The following is a 16253-nucleotide window of genomic DNA, read 5'->3' on the forward strand; positions in this document are numbered from 1 at the left end:
ATGCAATTCAGCGAATTGATGACAGCTCTGTCCCAGCACCCGATCCGTCTCCAACAGGACGACGACAACCTTGTGATCCTGGGCGACGACGAAGGACTGGACAACGCGCTGTGGGACAGCCTCATTGTCCATAAGCATGAATTGCTCGACCTGGTGGAGAGAAATGGTGGCGACTGGCTGAGTCCGGCATTCCGTATTACCCCGGACATGCTGCCGCTGGTCAGGCTCACGCAGGAGGAAATCGACCGGATTGTCGACGGCGTGCCTGGTGGGGCCGGCAATGTGCAGGACATTTACCCCCTGGCACCGCTTCAGGAAGGCATTTTTTACCATCACCTCGTCGCAGAACAGGGCGATCCCTATGTGTTGCAAGCCTTGTTCGGCGCGGATCAACGCACGCGGCTGGATGACTTTGCCCAGGCGCTGCAAGGGGTGATCGACCGCCATGACATCCTGCGCACCTCGGTGGTATGGGAAGGGCTCGACGAACCGCTGCAAGTCGTCTGGCACAAAGCGCGGTTGGCGCTGGAAGCACTCGCGCTTGATCCGGCCGATGGCGACATTGTCTGGCAACTGCAACAGCGCTTCGACACCCGGCATCACCGCCTGGACGTGGGACGAGCGCCGCTGATGCGCCTGGTCTGTGCGCAGGACCCGGTCAACGCACGCTGGGTGGCGATCCTGTTGTTCCACCACATGGCGCTGGACCATGCGGCACTGGAGCTGGTGCAGCATGAGATGCAGGCGTTCCTGCTCGGAAAGTCCGAGGGGCTGCCCGCCGCTGTGCCGTATCGTAACTACGTGGCACAGGTCCGGCTGGGCGAGGGCCCTGAATCCCATGAGACGTTTTTCCGCGACATGTTGGCCGACGTTGATGAACCGACGCTGCCACTGGGTTTTGCCGAGGTCCCCGAACGTGAACCGGTGATCGAGGAAGCGCACCTGCCGGTCGAGGCCTCGTTGAGCCGTCGCTTGCGCATACAGGCCCGTCAGTTGGGTGTCAGTGCGGCCAGCCTGCACCACTTGGCCTGGGCGCGGGTGGTGGGCGGGGTTTGCGGCCGGCAGGATGTGGTGTTCGGCACCGTGCTGATGGGGCGAATGCAGGGTGGTGACGGTGCCGGCCGCGCGCTGGGCATGTTCATCAATACGCTGCCGCTGCGGGTGAAACTGACGGGGCAGGATGTGCGCGAGGGGGTGAGAGCGACCCACGCGAGCCTGACGGCTTTGCTCGGGCATGAGCATGCATCGTTGGCCCTGGCCCAGCGTTGCAGCGGTGTGCCAGCGCCGGCTCCGCTGTTTGGTTCATTGCTCAATTACCGGCACAGCGGCACTGCGCAAGCGCCTACCACCGAGGCTTTTGCCGCTTGGGAAGGGCTGCATGTGCTGGGCGGTGCCGAGGGCACCAACTACCCGTTGACTTTGTCAGTGGACGACTTGGGCGAAGGCTTCAGCCTGAGCGTACTGGCCTTGGCCGAGATCGGCGCGCAGCGCACGGGCGACTACATGCTGATGGCGCTTGAAAGCCTGGTCCAGGCACTGGAGCAAACGCCGGAGTTACCGCTGTGTCGACTCGATATCCTGCCGAAGGACAAACGTCGGCAATTGCTAGTGGATTTCAACGCCACCACTCGCCGCTATCCCCGGGACAGGACCGTTCATGGCCTGTTCGAGGCCCAGGCCCAGGCCCGCCCGCAGGCACTGGCGGCGGTGCATGACGAATACAGCCTGACCTACGCAGAGTTGAATGACCGGGCTAACCGCCTGGCCCGGTATCTGGTCGGCCTTGGGGTGCAGCCGGGTGATCGGGTAGCGGTCCTTCTGGGGCGTTCGATAGAGCTGCTGGTCAGCCAGTTGGCGATCCTCAAGTGCGCCGCTGCCTACGTACCGCTGGACGTCAGCGCCCCCCTGGAACGTCAGCATTTCATGGCGCAGGACAGCGGGGCGCGGGCCCTGCTGACCCTGAGCACCCAGGCCACGCCTGGGGACACCGTGCGCGTGGACCTGGATACGCTGGACCTGACTGGCGCAGCCGCTGATGACTTGAACTTGATGCAGAACGCCGAATCGGTCGCCTACATCATGTACACCTCGGGTTCCACCGGCACGCCGAAAGGCGTGCTGGTGCCACACCGGGCGATCAATCGGTTGGTGATCAACAACGGCTATGCCGATTTCAACGCCCGGGACCGGGTCGCCTTCGCCTCCAACCCGGCCTTCGACGCCAGTACGCTGGACGTCTGGGCGCCGTTGCTCAACGGCGGTTGCGTGGTGGTGGTCGAGCAGGACGTGTTGCTGTCCCAGGAACGTTTTGCCGCGCTATTGGCCGAGCAATCGGTCAGCGTGTTGTGGATGACGGCCGGTCTGTTCCATCAATACGCTGCTGGCCTTATGGCTGTATTCGCGAAGCTGCGTTACCTGATCGTCGGCGGCGATGTGCTGGATCCGGCGGTGATCAGCCGCGTCTTGGAGGAGGGCGCGCCGGTTCATCTGCTCAATGGTTACGGCCCGACCGAAGGCACCACCTTTACCACCACCCATGAAATCGAAACAGTCGGCGAGGGGGCTATCCCGATTGGCCGTCCTGTTGGCAACGCCCGCGTCTACGTGCTGGACGCCAACCAGCAGCCAGTGCCCATCGGCGTGGTGGGCGAGTTGTACATCGGTGGCGACGGCGTCGCGAAAGGCTACCTGAACCGCCCCGAGCTGACCGCCGAGAAGTTTGTCAGCGACCCATTCAATACCGATCCAGGAACCCTGCTGTACCGCACTGGCGACCTGGCGCGTTGGCGCGTCGATGGCACGGTGGATTACCTGGGGCGTAACGACGACCAGGTGAAGATCCGCGGTTTCCGTATCGAACTGGGCGAAATTGAAGCTCGCCTTGGCCAGTGTGCCGGCGTGAAAGACGCGGTAGTGCTGGCGCGACAGGACGAGCCGGGGGCAAAGCGCCTGGTGGGTTATGTGGTTGCCGAGGAAGGTGTCAGCTTGTCAGTGCAGGAACTGCGCGCCGAGCTGGCCGCAGCCCTGGCCGAGTACATGGTGCCCAGTGCATTTGTGGTGTTGGCGTCCTTCCCGCTGACCGCCAATGGCAAGCTGGACCGCCGTGCGCTGCCGGCTCCAGACGTCGAGGCCTATGCCAGTCGCGAATACGAAGCCCCCTTGGGCGAGATCGAACAGACACTGGCGCAGCTCTGGTCCGAAGTGCTCAAGGTTGGGCAGGTGGGTCGCCACGACCATTTCTTCGAACTGGGTGGCCACTCGCTGCTGGCGGTCACGCTGATCGAACGCATGCGTCAAGCTGGCTTGAGCGCCGACGTGCGTGTGCTGTTCAGCCAACCAACCCTGGCCGCGCTGGCGGCGGCCATCGGCAGTGGCAAGGAAGTCAGTGTCCCTGGGAACCTGATTCCCCTGGGCTGCGAGCGCATCACCCCCGACCTCTTGCCGCTGCTTAGCCTGCCCCAGCAAACCCTGGACCGACTCATCGCGAGCGTGCCCGGCGGCGCACCCAACGTGCAGGACATCTACCCGCTGGCACCGTTGCAGGAAGGCATTCTTTATCACCATCTGGCTGCCGAACAGGGCGACCCGTATGTGTTGCAGACCCAGTTCGCCTTCGATAACCGTGAACGCCTCGATGCGTTCATCCAGGCACTGCAAGTGGTGATCGATCGACACGACATCTTGCGCACCAGTGTGGTCTGGGAGGGCCTGGACGAACCGGTCCAGGTGGTCTGGCGTAAAGCGAAGCTGCCTGTGGAAGCGGTCGACCTCGATCCTGCCGCTGGCGATGCCGCGGCGCAACTGCGCCAGCGCTTCGACCCACGGCATCACCGCCTGGACGTCACCCAGGCACCGATGATGCGCCTGGCCTACGGGCAGGACGACAGCAATCAGCGCGTGGTCGCGACACTGTTGTTCCATCACATGGCCCTGGACCATACGGCCATGGAGGTGGTGCAACAGGAAATGCAGGCACACCTGTTGGGTGAAGCCGGGCAACTGAGCGACGCGGTGCCGTATCGCAACTATGTGGCGCAGGCGCGGTTGGGGGTGAGTCGCGAAGAACATGAACTCTTCTTCCGGGAAATGCTTGGCGATATCGACGAGCCCACCTTGCCTTTCGACCTGCAGGACGTGAAGAACGATGGCCTCGACATCGAGGAGGCCAGGCAACCGATAGATGCCGCGCTTGACCTGCGCCTGCGGGCGCAGGCGCGTCAGCTTGGGGTCAGTGCCGCGAGCCTGGTGCACCTGGCCTGGGCACAGGTGCTGGGCAAGGTGTCCGGCAAGCAGGACGTGGTGTTCGGTACGGTCCTGATGGGCCGCATGCAAGGTGGCGACGGAGCCGATCGCGCACTGGGCATGTTCATCAACACCTTGCCGTTGCGCGTGGATGTCGGCCTGCAAGGCGTACGGGCCGGCGTCAAGGCGACCCATGCACGGTTGACGGAGCTGCTGGGCCATGAACATGCCTCGCTGGCACTGGCGCAACGTTGCAGCAGCGTGGCGGCGCCGTTGCCGCTGTTCAGCGCCTTGCTCAACTATCGCCACAGCGTCACGGGTACGGCCTCGACCCAGGCGTTGGACGCCTGGCAGGGGATTCATGTACTGGACGGTGAGGAACGCACCAATTACCCGCTGACGTTGAACGTCGATGACCTGGGCAACGGTTTCAACCTGACCGTGCTGGTTGCGCCACAGATCGGCGCGCAACGGATCTGCGCCTTTATGTATACGGCGCTGGAAACACTGGTGCAGGCGCTGGAACAGACGCCCCAGGCAGCCTTGTATCGTCTGTCGATCTTGCCTGCGGCGGAACTCGAGCAATTGTTGGTGGCGTTCAACGCCACCGAGGCTGACTATCCGCGGCAGCAGACGATCCATGGGTTGTTCGAAGCGCAGGTCCAGCGTACGCCGGATGCGGTGGCGGTGGTTCGTGGCGAGCGGCGCCTGACTTATCGCGAGTTGAACGAACGGGCCAACCGCTTGGCCCATCACCTGCGCAAGCAGGGCGTGGAGCCGGATTCGCGGGTGGCGATCTGTGTTGAGCGCGGTATCGACATGGTCGTGGGGCTGCTGGCGATTCTCAAGGCCGGCGGCGGTTATGTGCCGTTGGACCCGGCGTATCCGTTGGATCGGATTGCCTACATGTTGGAAGACAGCGCGCCAGCAGCGGTGTTGGCGCAGGACGCTACGGTTGGGCTGTTGAGCGATGCATCGATGGCCGTGATCAATCTCGACAGCGGTTTGTGGCAGGACGAATCCGTCCAGAATCCCGAGGTCGCCGAGCTGACGTCCTCGCACCTGGCTTACGTGATTTACACCTCGGGTTCGACCGGCCTGCCTAAAGGCGTGATGATCGAGCACCGCAACACGGTGAACTTCCTGACCTGGGCCCATCGTTCGTTCGACTCAAAGATATTGTCGAAAACCTTGTTCTCGACCTCGCTGAACTTCGACTTGGCCGTCTACGAGTGCTTCGCGCCGCTGACCTCCGGCGGCAGCATCGACGTGGTCACTAATGTGCTGGAACTGCAACAGGGCGAGCACGACATCACCCTGATCAACACCGTGCCCTCGGCCCTCAAGGCGTTGTTGGAATCGGGTGGGTTGGGCGAGGGCGTCGACACGGTGAACGTCGCCGGTGAAGCCTTGAAGCGCAGCCTGGTTGAAGCCTTGTTCGAACAGACCCAGGTCAAGCGCCTGTGCAACCTCTACGGCCCTTCGGAAACCACGACCTATTCGAGTTGGGTGTCGATGGCTCGCGAGGATGGCTTTGCTGCGCATATCGGTAAACCGGTCGCGAACACCCAGTTCTACCTGCTGGACGAACACAAGCAACCGGTGCCATTGGGCGTACCGGGCGAAATCTACATCGGCGGTGCCGGGGTGGCGCGGGGTTACTTGAACCGCGATGACCTGACGGCTGAACGCTTCCTCAAGGACCCGTTCAGCAAGGCCGAGAACGCCCGCATGTATCGCACTGGCGACCTGGGACGCTACCTGCCAGACGGCAACATCGAATACCTGGGCCGCAACGACGATCAGGTCAAGATCCGTGGTTTCCGCATCGAACTGGGGGAGATCGAAGCCAAGCTCGCCCGCCACGAAGCGCTGAAAGAAACCGTGGTCCTGGCCCGCGAAGACATACCGGGCGACAAGCGCCTGGTGGCCTATTTCACCCAGCATTCGCCAATCGACATCGAAGCCCTGCGCACGCATCTTCAAGCGCAGTTACCGGCCTACATGGTGCCTGCTGCCTACGTTCGCCTCGACGCACTGCCGCTGACACCGAACGGCAAACTTGATCGCAAGGCCCTGCCGACACCGGACCTCGACGCGCTGATCACTCGAGGCTACGAAGCCCCGCAAGGCGAGGTCGAAACCACCCTGGCGCAGCTCTGGCAAGACCTGCTCAAGGTCGAGCGCGTGGGTCGTCACGACCATTTCTTCGAACTGGGCGGGCATTCGCTGCTGGCGGTGAGCCTGATTGGCCGGATGCGCCAGCTCGGCTTGTCGGCGGACGTGCGGGTGCTGTTCAGCCAGCCAACGCTCGCGGCGCTGGCCGCCGCAGTCGGCAGTGGCGGCGAGATCGTGGTGCCGGAAAACGGCATTTTGCTGGGCTGTACCCGGATCACGCCGTCGATGCTGCCCTTGGTGGCGCTGGACCAGCTGGACATCGATCGCATCGTGGAAACGGTGCCGGGCGGTGCGCGCAACGTGCAGGATATCTACCCGTTGGCGCCGTTGCAGGAGGGCATTCTTTATCACCACATCGCCGCGCACACGGGCGATCCCTATGTGTTGCAGGCCACGTTCATCGTTGCGGATCGTGAACGGCTGGAGGCGTTTGCCCTGGCCCTGCAAGGCGTCATCGATCGCCATGACATCCTGCGCACCTCGGTGGTCTGGGAAGGGCTGGACGAGCCGGTGCAAGTGGTCTGGCGCAAAGCGCAACTGGCGGTGGAAGAGCTGGTGCTGAGCGCCGAAGCAGGCGATATCGCCGAGCAGTTGCGCGAGCGATTCGACACATTGCATTACCGCCTGGACATGCAACAGGCGCCGTTGATGCGCATCGCATATGCCCAGGATCCGGCCAATCAGCGCTGGGTAGCGATGCTGCTGTTTCATCACATGGCCCTCGATCACACGGCGCTGGAAGTGGTACAGCACGAGATGCAGGCGCACCTGCTGGGCCAGGCCGAGCAGTTGGGCGAAGCGGTGCCGTTCCGCAATTACGTGGCCCAGGCCCGCTTGGGCGTGAGTCGCGCGGAGCACGAAGGGTTCTTCCGTGACATGCTGAGTGATGTCGACGAACCGACATTACCGTTCGGTCTGCTGGACGTCCGTGGCGATGGCAGCGATATCGAAGAGGCCGGGCTGAGCCTGCCTGCCGAGTTGAGCCGCCGTTTGCGGGCCCAGGCCCGGCAGTTGGGCGTGAGCGCCGCGAGCCTGCATCACTTGGCCTGGGCGCAGGTGCTGGGACAGGTGTCCGGCAAGCAGGACGTAGTGTTTGGCACCGTGCTGATGGGGCGAATGCAGGGCGGCGACGGCGCCGACCGGGCACTGGGTATGTTCATCAACACCTTGCCGTTGCGGGTAGGGGTTGGAACCCAAGGCGTGCGTGACGGGGTGAAAGCCACCCACGCGCGCCTGACCGGTCTGTTGGGCCACGAACACGCCTCCTTGGCCCTGGCCCAGCGTTGCAGCGCCGTGGCCGCGCCGCTGCCGTTGTTCAGCGCCTTGCTCAATTACCGGCACGGCGCCGCAGGGGTTGCCTCGAGCGAAGCCTTGGCGGCCTGGGACGGCATCCAACTGCTGAGCAACGAAGAGCGCACCAACTACCCGCTGACCTTGTCGGTGGACGACCTGGGCGAAGATTTTCACTTGTCGGCGCTGGCGGTGCCGCAAATCGGTGCGCAGCGCATATGTGTCTACATGAATATCGCCCTGGAGCATCTGGTCGAGGCGCTGGAACAGGCCCCGCAGGCGCCGTTGCACAGCCTGTCGATCCTGCCATCGACCGAGCGTCGGCAATTGCTGGTGGATTTCAACGCCACCACCCGCAGCTTTCCCCAGGACAGGACCGTCCATGGCCTGTTCGAAGCCCAGGCCAAGGCGCGTCCGGAGGCAACGGCGGTCGTGCACAACGGGCATGGCCTGACGTACGCCGAGCTGAACCGCCGGGCCAATTGCCTGACCCGCCATTTGATTGGCCAGGGAATTCAACCGGGTGACCGGGTAGCGATTGTGCTGGAACGCTCCATCGAGCTGCTGGTCAGCCAACTGGCGGTCCTCAAGTGCGCCGCGGTCTACGTGCCGCTGGACGTCAGCGCACCGCCGGAACGGCAGGACTTCATGGTGCGCGACAGCGGTGCGCGGACGCTTCTGACCCTGAGCACGATGACCGCGCCGGAGGGGACGGCCCGTGTGGATCTGGACACCGTGGTCCTGGATAACGAGGCGGATCACGACCTGAGACTGATACAAAGCAGCGAATCGGTGGCCTACATCATGTACACCTCCGGTTCCACCGGCACCCCGAAAGGTGTGCTGGTGCCGCACCGGGCAATCAACCGCCTGGTGATCAACAACGGTTATGCCGATTTCAACGAACACGACCGCATCGCCTTTGCCTCCAACCCGGCGTTCGATGCCAGCACCCTGGACGTCTGGGCACCGTTGCTCAATGGCGGTTGCGTGGTGGTGGTCGACCAGGATGTGCTGCTGACGCAAGAACGTTTTGCGGCCTTGCTGCAAGAGCAATCGGTGAGCGTGTTGTGGATGACCGCCGGTCTGTTCCACCAATACGCCGCCGGACTGCTGTCCGTGTTCGCCCAATTGCGCTACCTGATCGTCGGCGGCGATGTGCTCGACCCGGCCGTGATCGGCCGCGTCCTGAAAGAAGGTGCACCGCTGCACCTGCTCAACGGCTACGGCCCGACCGAGGCCACCACTTTCACCACCACCTACGAAATCAAGCAGGTGGGCGAGGGCGGTATCCCGATTGGTCGTCCGATTGGCAACACCCGCGTCTATGTGCTGGACGCCAATCAACAACCGGTGCCCATCGGTGTGGCCGGCGAGTTGTACATCGGTGGCGACGGCGTGGCGAAAGGGTATCTGAATCGCCCTGAGCTGACCGCCGAGAAGTTCGTCACCGACCCGTTCAGTGCCGATCCAGACGCCGTGCTGTACCGCACCGGCGACCTGGCCCGCTGGCGCGCGGACGGCGCGGTGGATTACCTGGGCCGCAACGATGACCAGGTGAAAATCCGCGGTTTCCGCATCGAACTGGGCGAGATCGAAGCCCGCTTGGGCCAATGCCCAGGCGTGAAAGACGCGGTCGTGCTGGCGCGGCAAGACGATGCCGGTCCCAAGCGCCTGGTCGGTTATGTGATTGCCGAACCGGGCGTGACCTTGTCGGTACGTGAATTGCGCGAGCAGTTGTCGAGCGTGCTGGCCGACTACATGCTGCCCAGCGCCTTCATGGTGCTACCAGCCTTCCCGCTGACCGCCAACGGCAAGCTGGATCGCCGTGAGCTCCCGGCGCCGGATGCCGAGGCCTATGCCTCTCGCGACTATGAAGCGCCGCAGGGCGAGGTGGAGCAGACGTTGGCGCGGATCTGGGCCGAGGTGCTCAAGGTCGAGCAGGTGGGTCGTCACGATCACTTCTTCGAACTGGGCGGCCATTCGCTCCTGGCCGTGACGCTGATCGAACGCATGCGCCAGGCCGGCTTGAGCGCCGACGTGCGCGTGCTGTTCAGCCAGCCAACCTTGGCCGCGCTGGCCGCGGCGATTGGCAGCGGCAGGGAAGTGAGTGTCCCCGCGAACCTGATTCCCTTGGATTGCGAGCGCATCACCCCGGAGCTGTTGCCGTTGGTCAACCTGTCCCAGGACAGCCTCGACCAGATCGTCGCAACGGTGCCAGGTGGTACGCGCAACGTGCAGGACATCTACCCCCTGGCACCGTTGCAGGAAGGGATTCTGTATCACCACTTGGCCGCCGAACAAGGCGACCCCTACGTGTTGCAGTCACAGTTTGCCTTCGACAATCGGGAACGCCTCGACGCCTTCATCGGTGCGCTGCAAGTGGTGATCGATCGCCACGACATCCTGCGCACCAGTGTGGTCTGGGAAGGGTTGGATGAGCCCGTGCAGGTGGTCTGGCGCCAAGTGGTGCTGGAGCCGCAGTGCATTGTTGCCGATGCCACGGCTGGCGACGTTGTCACGCAACTGGCCAGCCGTTTCGATGCGCGGCACAGTCGCCTGGATTTGGGCCGGGCGCCGCTGCTGCACCTGGCTTACGCCCGGGATGAGGCCCAGGATCGCTGGGTCGCGATTTTGTTGTTCCATCACCTGGCCTTGGACCACACCGCCCTGGATGTGATGCAGCACGAGATGCAACTGCACCTGCTGGGCGAGGACGGCCAGTTGGGCGAAGCGATGCCTTATCGCAACTACGTGGCCCAGGCTCGCCTGGGGACGAGCGAAGAGGAACACGAAGCATTTTTCCGCGACATGCTCGGCGATATCGACGAGCCGACACTGCCCTTTGGTCTGCAGGATGTGCAGGGTGAGGGGCACGGCATCAATGAAGTCCGTCAGTCGGTGAACCTGGCGTTGGCCAGGCGCCTGCGGACACAGGCACGCCACCTGGGGGTGAGTGCCGCCAGCCTGGTGCACCTGGCCTGGGCCCAGGTGTTGGGCAAGGTATCCGGCAAGCAGGAGGTGGTGTTCGGTACGGTCCTGCTCGGCCGGATGCAGGGTGGCGACGGCGCCGACCGTGCCCTGGGCATGTTCATCAACACCCTGCCGTTGCGGGTGGACGTGGGCGCCCAGGATGTGCGCAGCGGCGTCAAGGCCACCCATGGGCGATTGACGGCGTTGCTGGGCCATGAACACGCGTCCCTGGCCCTGGCGCAACGCTGCAGCGGCGTGGTCGCGCCGACGCCGCTGTTCAGCGCCTTGCTCAATTACCGTCACAGTGCGGTCCAGGTGACCGAGGACGCCCTGTCGGCGTGGAGCGGGATCAACGCGCTGGGTGGTGATGAGCGGACCAACTATCCGTTGACCCTCAATGTCGATGACCTGGGTGACGGCTTCTTCCTCACCGTGATGGTCGATACGGCCATTGGCGCGCAGCGTATTTGCGATTACATGCAGGTGGCTTTGGAAAACCTGGTCGTGGCCCTGGAGCAGGCACCGCAAACGCCACTGCACGCCTTGGCGATCCTGCCACCGGCCGAACGCCGGCAGTTGCTGGAAACCTGGAACGCCACCGACGCCGTGTATGCCGACGATGCCCTGATCCATCGGCAAGTCGAGGGCTGGGCCGCGTCTCAACCCGACGCCGTGGCCGTCGTGCATGAAGACCAGGCACTGACCTACGGCGAGCTTAATGCCCGCGCCAACCAACTGGCCCACAGCCTGGTGGCCGAGGGTGTTCGTCCGGATGACCGAGTGGCGATTTGTGTCGAGCGCGGTCTGGACATGATCATTGGCCTGCTGGGCATCCTCAAGGCCGGTGCGGGCTATGTACCGCTGGACCCGGCTTATCCACCCGAGCGTATCGCCTACATGCTGAATGACAGCGGTCCCGTGGCGATGGTGACCCAGCCGCAATGGCGCGACAGCCTGCCGGTGTTGGCGGTGCCCACCTTGCTGCTCGACCCGGCCGACGCCGATGAAATGAGCCAGCAGCCGCGGCGCAATCTTGACGTGGCGGGCCTGGACGCCAGCCACCTGGCCTATGTGATCTACACCTCGGGTTCGACCGGATTGCCCAAGGGCGTGATGGTCGAACACCGCAACGTCGCACGGCTGTTTTCGGCGACCCAACCGTGGTTCGAGTTTGGTCCGCAGGACGTGTGGGCGCTGTTCCATTCCTTTGCCTTCGACTTCTCGGTCTGGGAAATCTGGGGCGCCTTGACCCACGGCGGTCGCTTGCTGGTGGTGCCACAGCTGGTCAGCCGTTCCCCGCAGTACTGCTATGCCTTGCTGTGCGAAGCAGGCGTGACCATTCTCAACCAGACGCCGAGTGCCTTCCGCCAGTTGATTGCCGCCCAAGGTGAAAGCGACCTGAACCACCACCTGCGCCAGGTGATCTTCGGTGGCGAAGCCCTGGAAACCGGCATTCTCAAACCGTGGTATGCCCGCCAGGCCAATGCCCGGACGCAACTGGTGAACATGTACGGCATCACCGAAACGACGGTGCATGTGACCTATCGTCCGCTTGAAGCGGCCGACGCCCAGTTGGCCGGCGTCAGTCCGATCGGCAAGCGCATTCCCGACCTGCAACTGTACGTGCTCGACGCCCAGCGCGAGCCGGTGCCAGTGGGGGTGGTCGGCGAAATGTATGTGGGCGGCGCGGGTGTCAGTCGCGGTTACTTGAACCGTGACGAACTCACCGCCGAGCGCTTCCTCGACAACCCGTTCAGCGCCGAGGCGAACGCGCGGATGTACAAGACGGGCGACCTGGGTCGCTGGTTGGCCGACGGCAGCATCGAGTACCTGGGTCGCAACGACGACCAAGTGAAGATTCGCGGTTTCCGTATCGAGTTGGGCGAGATCGAAGCCAAGCTGGCCGCGTGCAACGGTGTGCGAGAAGCCGTGGTGGTGGCGCGCCAGGATACGCCGGGCGATCAGCGCCTGGTGGCCTATGTGATTGCCGAAGAGGGCGAGCCGCCGTCGGCCGCCGAACTGCGCGATGAACTGCTCGGTTCGCTGGCCGAATACATGGTGCCCAGCGCATTCGTGATGTTGACAGTGTTCCCGTTGACCACCAACGGCAAGCTGGACCGCAAGGCCTTGCCGGTGCCGGACCAGTCGTCGGTAGTGACCCGTGAATACGAAGCCCCTCAGGGCGAGGCCGAGATCGCGATTGCCGCTATCTGGCAGGACCTGCTACACGTGGAGCGGGTCGGCCGCCACGATCATTTCTTTGAAATGGGTGGTCACTCGTTGCTGGCAGTGAAATTGATCGAGCGCATGCGCCAGATCGGCCTGGCCGCCGACGTACGCGTGCTGTTCGGCCAGCCGACGCTGGCGGCGCTGGCCAGTGCGGTGGGCGGCAGCCAGGAAGTCCAGGTGCCGGCCAACCGTATCCCGGACGATTGTGCGCGGATCACGCCAGACTTGTTGCCCCTGGCCACGTTGAGCCAGGACGAGATCGACCGCGTCGTGGCGACGGTGCCGGGTGGCGTGGGCAATGTGCAGGACATCTACGCCCTGGCGCCGCTGCAGGAGGGGATCTTGTATCACCACCTTGCCGCCGCCAAAGGCGACCCCTATCTGCAATACGTGCTGTTTGCTTTCGACAGCCGCGCCCACTTGGACCTTTTCGCCGAGGCTCTGCAAAGCGTGGTGTCCCGGCATGACATCCTGCGCACCGGGGTGGTCTGGGAGGGCTTGGAGGAACCGGTCCAGGTGGTCTGGCGCGAGGCGCAACTGGGCCTCGATGAAATCGCCCTGGACGCGGCGGCGGGGGATATCGCCGAGCAACTGCGCGAACACCTGGATCCGCGTCACCATCGCCTGGACATTCGCCAGGCGCCGATGATGCGGATCGGGTATGCCCAAGACGTGGCGAACAATCGCTGGGTCGGCATGCTGCTGTTCCACCACATGGTCGACGACGCGACCTCCCTGGGCATGCTCACCGCAGAAATAGGTGCGCACATGGCCGGGCGGGGGCAGCAATTGGCGGCATCGGTGCCGTATCGAACCTACGTGGCACAGGCGCGGTTGGGGGTTAGCCGCGAGGAGCACGAGGCCTTCTTCCACGAGATGCTGGGGGATGTGACCGAACCGACGCTGCCTTTCGGTCTGCAGGACGTGCAAGGTGACGGGCACGGTATCGAGGAAGTCCGCCAACCGGTCGATGCCCGGCTGGGCGAGCGTCTGCGGATACAGGCGCGCCAGCTCGGTGTCAGCGCGGCAAGCTTGTATCACCTGGCGTGGGCGCAGGTGCTGGGCAACGTCTCGGGCCAGGACGACGTGGTCTTCGGCACCGTGTTGCTGGGGCGCATGCAAGGTGGAGAAGGGGCCGACCGTGCGCTGGGGATGTTCATCAATACCTTGCCGCTGCGGGTGAGCCTGGGCGCACACGGTGTGCGCGCTGCCGTCAAGGCGACCCATGGGCGCTTGACCGCGTTGCTGGGGCATGAGCATGCCTCGCTGGTCCTGGCGCAACGCTGCAGTGGAGTGGCCGCGCCGGCGCCGCTGTTCAGCGCGCTGCTCAACTATCGTCACCTCGGTGCGCAGACGGCTTCCAGCGAGGCCATTGCCGCCTGGGACGGTATCCAGACTTTGGAAGGTGAAGAGCGCACCAACTATCCGCTGACGTTGTCGGTGGATGACTTGGGCGAGGGCTTCAACCTGACGGTCATGGCTCAGGCGCCGATTGGCGCCGAGCGTGTATGCGGCTACGTGCAATGTGTCGTGGAAAACCTGGTGCAGGCGCTGGAACAGTCACCCTTGGCCCCATTGAGCGGGTTGAAGATGCTGCCGGCGGCCGAGCGCCGAGCATTGCTCGAAGCCTGGAATACAACAGAGGCGACCTATGCCCATGACGCGCTGATCCATCGCCAGTTCGAGGCCCAGGTCGCGACGCAACCCGACGCGGTGGCGTTGGTGTTCGAGGATCAGGCACTGACTTACGGCGAACTCAACGCCCGGGCCAACCAGATCGCTCATCGCCTGCTGGCACTGGGTATTCGTCCGGATGACCGGGTGGCGATCTGTGTCGAGCGCGGTCTGGACATGATCGTTGGCCTGCTGGGCATCTTGAAGTCCGGCGCTGGTTATGTGCCGGTGGACCCGGCTTATCCGGCGGAACGCATCGGCTACATGCTGCGTGACAGTACGCCGGTTGCGCTGTTGGCCCAAGCCGCTACGCAACCGTTGTTGGCTGGCGTCTCGGTGCCGGTGCTGCAACTCGATGACGGCGGCTGGCAGGACGAATCCGTCGCCAACCCGCAAGTGCCTGGCTTGGCCGCCAATCACTTGGCCTATGTGATCTACACCTCGGGCTCCACCGGGTTGCCCAAGGGTGTGATGGTCGAGCACCGCAACGTCGCCCGGCTGTTTTCGGCGACCCAACCGTGGTTCGAGTTCGGCCCGCAAGACGTGTGGGCGTTGTTCCATTCCTTCGCCTTCGACTTTTCGGTCTGGGAAATCTGGGGCGCCTTGACCCACGGCGGTCGCCTGTTGGTGGTACCGCAACTGGTCAGTCGTTCCCCGCAAGACTGTTATGCGTTGCTGTGCGAGGCCGGTGTGACCGTGCTGAACCAGACGCCAAGCGCCTTCCGGCAGTTGATCGCGGCCCAGGGCGAAAGCGAGCTGCGCCACAGCCTGCGCCAGGTGATCTTTGGCGGCGAAGCGCTGGAAACCGGGATGCTCAAGCCCTGGTATGCCCGCGTCGCCAATGCTGGGACGCAGTTGGTGAACATGTACGGCATCACCGAAACGACGGTGCATGTGACGTATCGCCCCCTTGAAGCGGCTGACGCGCAGTTGACGGGCGTCAGCCCGATCGGCAAGCGCATTCCCGACCTGCAACTGTATGTGCTCGACGCCCGGCGCGAGCCGGTGCCGGTGGGGGTGGTCGGCGAAATGTATGTGGGCGGCGCGGGTGTCAGTCGCGGTTACTTGAACCGTGACGAACTGACCGCCGAGCGTTTCCTCGACAACCCGTTCAGCCCCGAGGCGAACGCGCGGATGTACAAGACGGGCGACCTTGGCCGCTGGTTGGCCGACGGTAGTATCGAGTACCTGGGGCGCAACGACGACCAAGTGAAGATTCGTGGTTTCCGTATCGAATTGGGCGAGATCGAAGCGACGCTGGCGGCCTGCGAAGGGGTCAGCGAGGCGGTGGTGATTGCCCGTGAAGACGAGCCGGGCGACAAGCGCCTGGTGGGTTATGTGATTGCCGCCGACGGCGCGCAACCGTCAGTCGCCGACTTGCGTACGCAATTGCTGGTTTCGCTGGCGGACTACATGGTGCCCAGCGCCTTCGTGGTCCTCGAGACATTCCCGCTGACCACCCACGGCAAGCTCGACCGCAAGGCCCTGCCGGCGCCGGATCAATCGGCCGTGATCAGCCGTGGATACGAAGCCCCGCAAGGTGAGGTCGAGACGGCCATCGCCCGCATCTGGCAGGACTTGCTCAAGCTCGAGCAGGTCGGCCGTCACGATAACTTCTTCGAATTGGGTGGCCATTCGTTGCTGGCGGTGAAGCTGATCGAGCGCAT

The 16253-nt window shown here is 63.9% G+C and carries 1 protein-coding gene (cut by a window edge); it reads left to right on the plus strand.

Annotated features, from left to right (window positions below; translation table 11 throughout):
- Nucleotides 1–16253, plus strand: the 5' portion of a protein-coding gene (locus tag J3361_RS26450; RefSeq protein ID WP_207967026.1) for a non-ribosomal peptide synthetase. 14683 nt of this gene lie beyond the right edge of the window; the window shows 16253 of its 30936 coding nt (coding positions 1–16253); it begins with the start codon at nucleotides 1–3; its stop codon lies beyond the right edge, outside the window.

Source organism: Pseudomonas sp. OA65 (genome assembly GCF_017498305.1).
Taxonomy (GTDB): Bacteria; Pseudomonadota; Gammaproteobacteria; order Pseudomonadales; family Pseudomonadaceae; genus Aquipseudomonas; species Aquipseudomonas zanjanensis.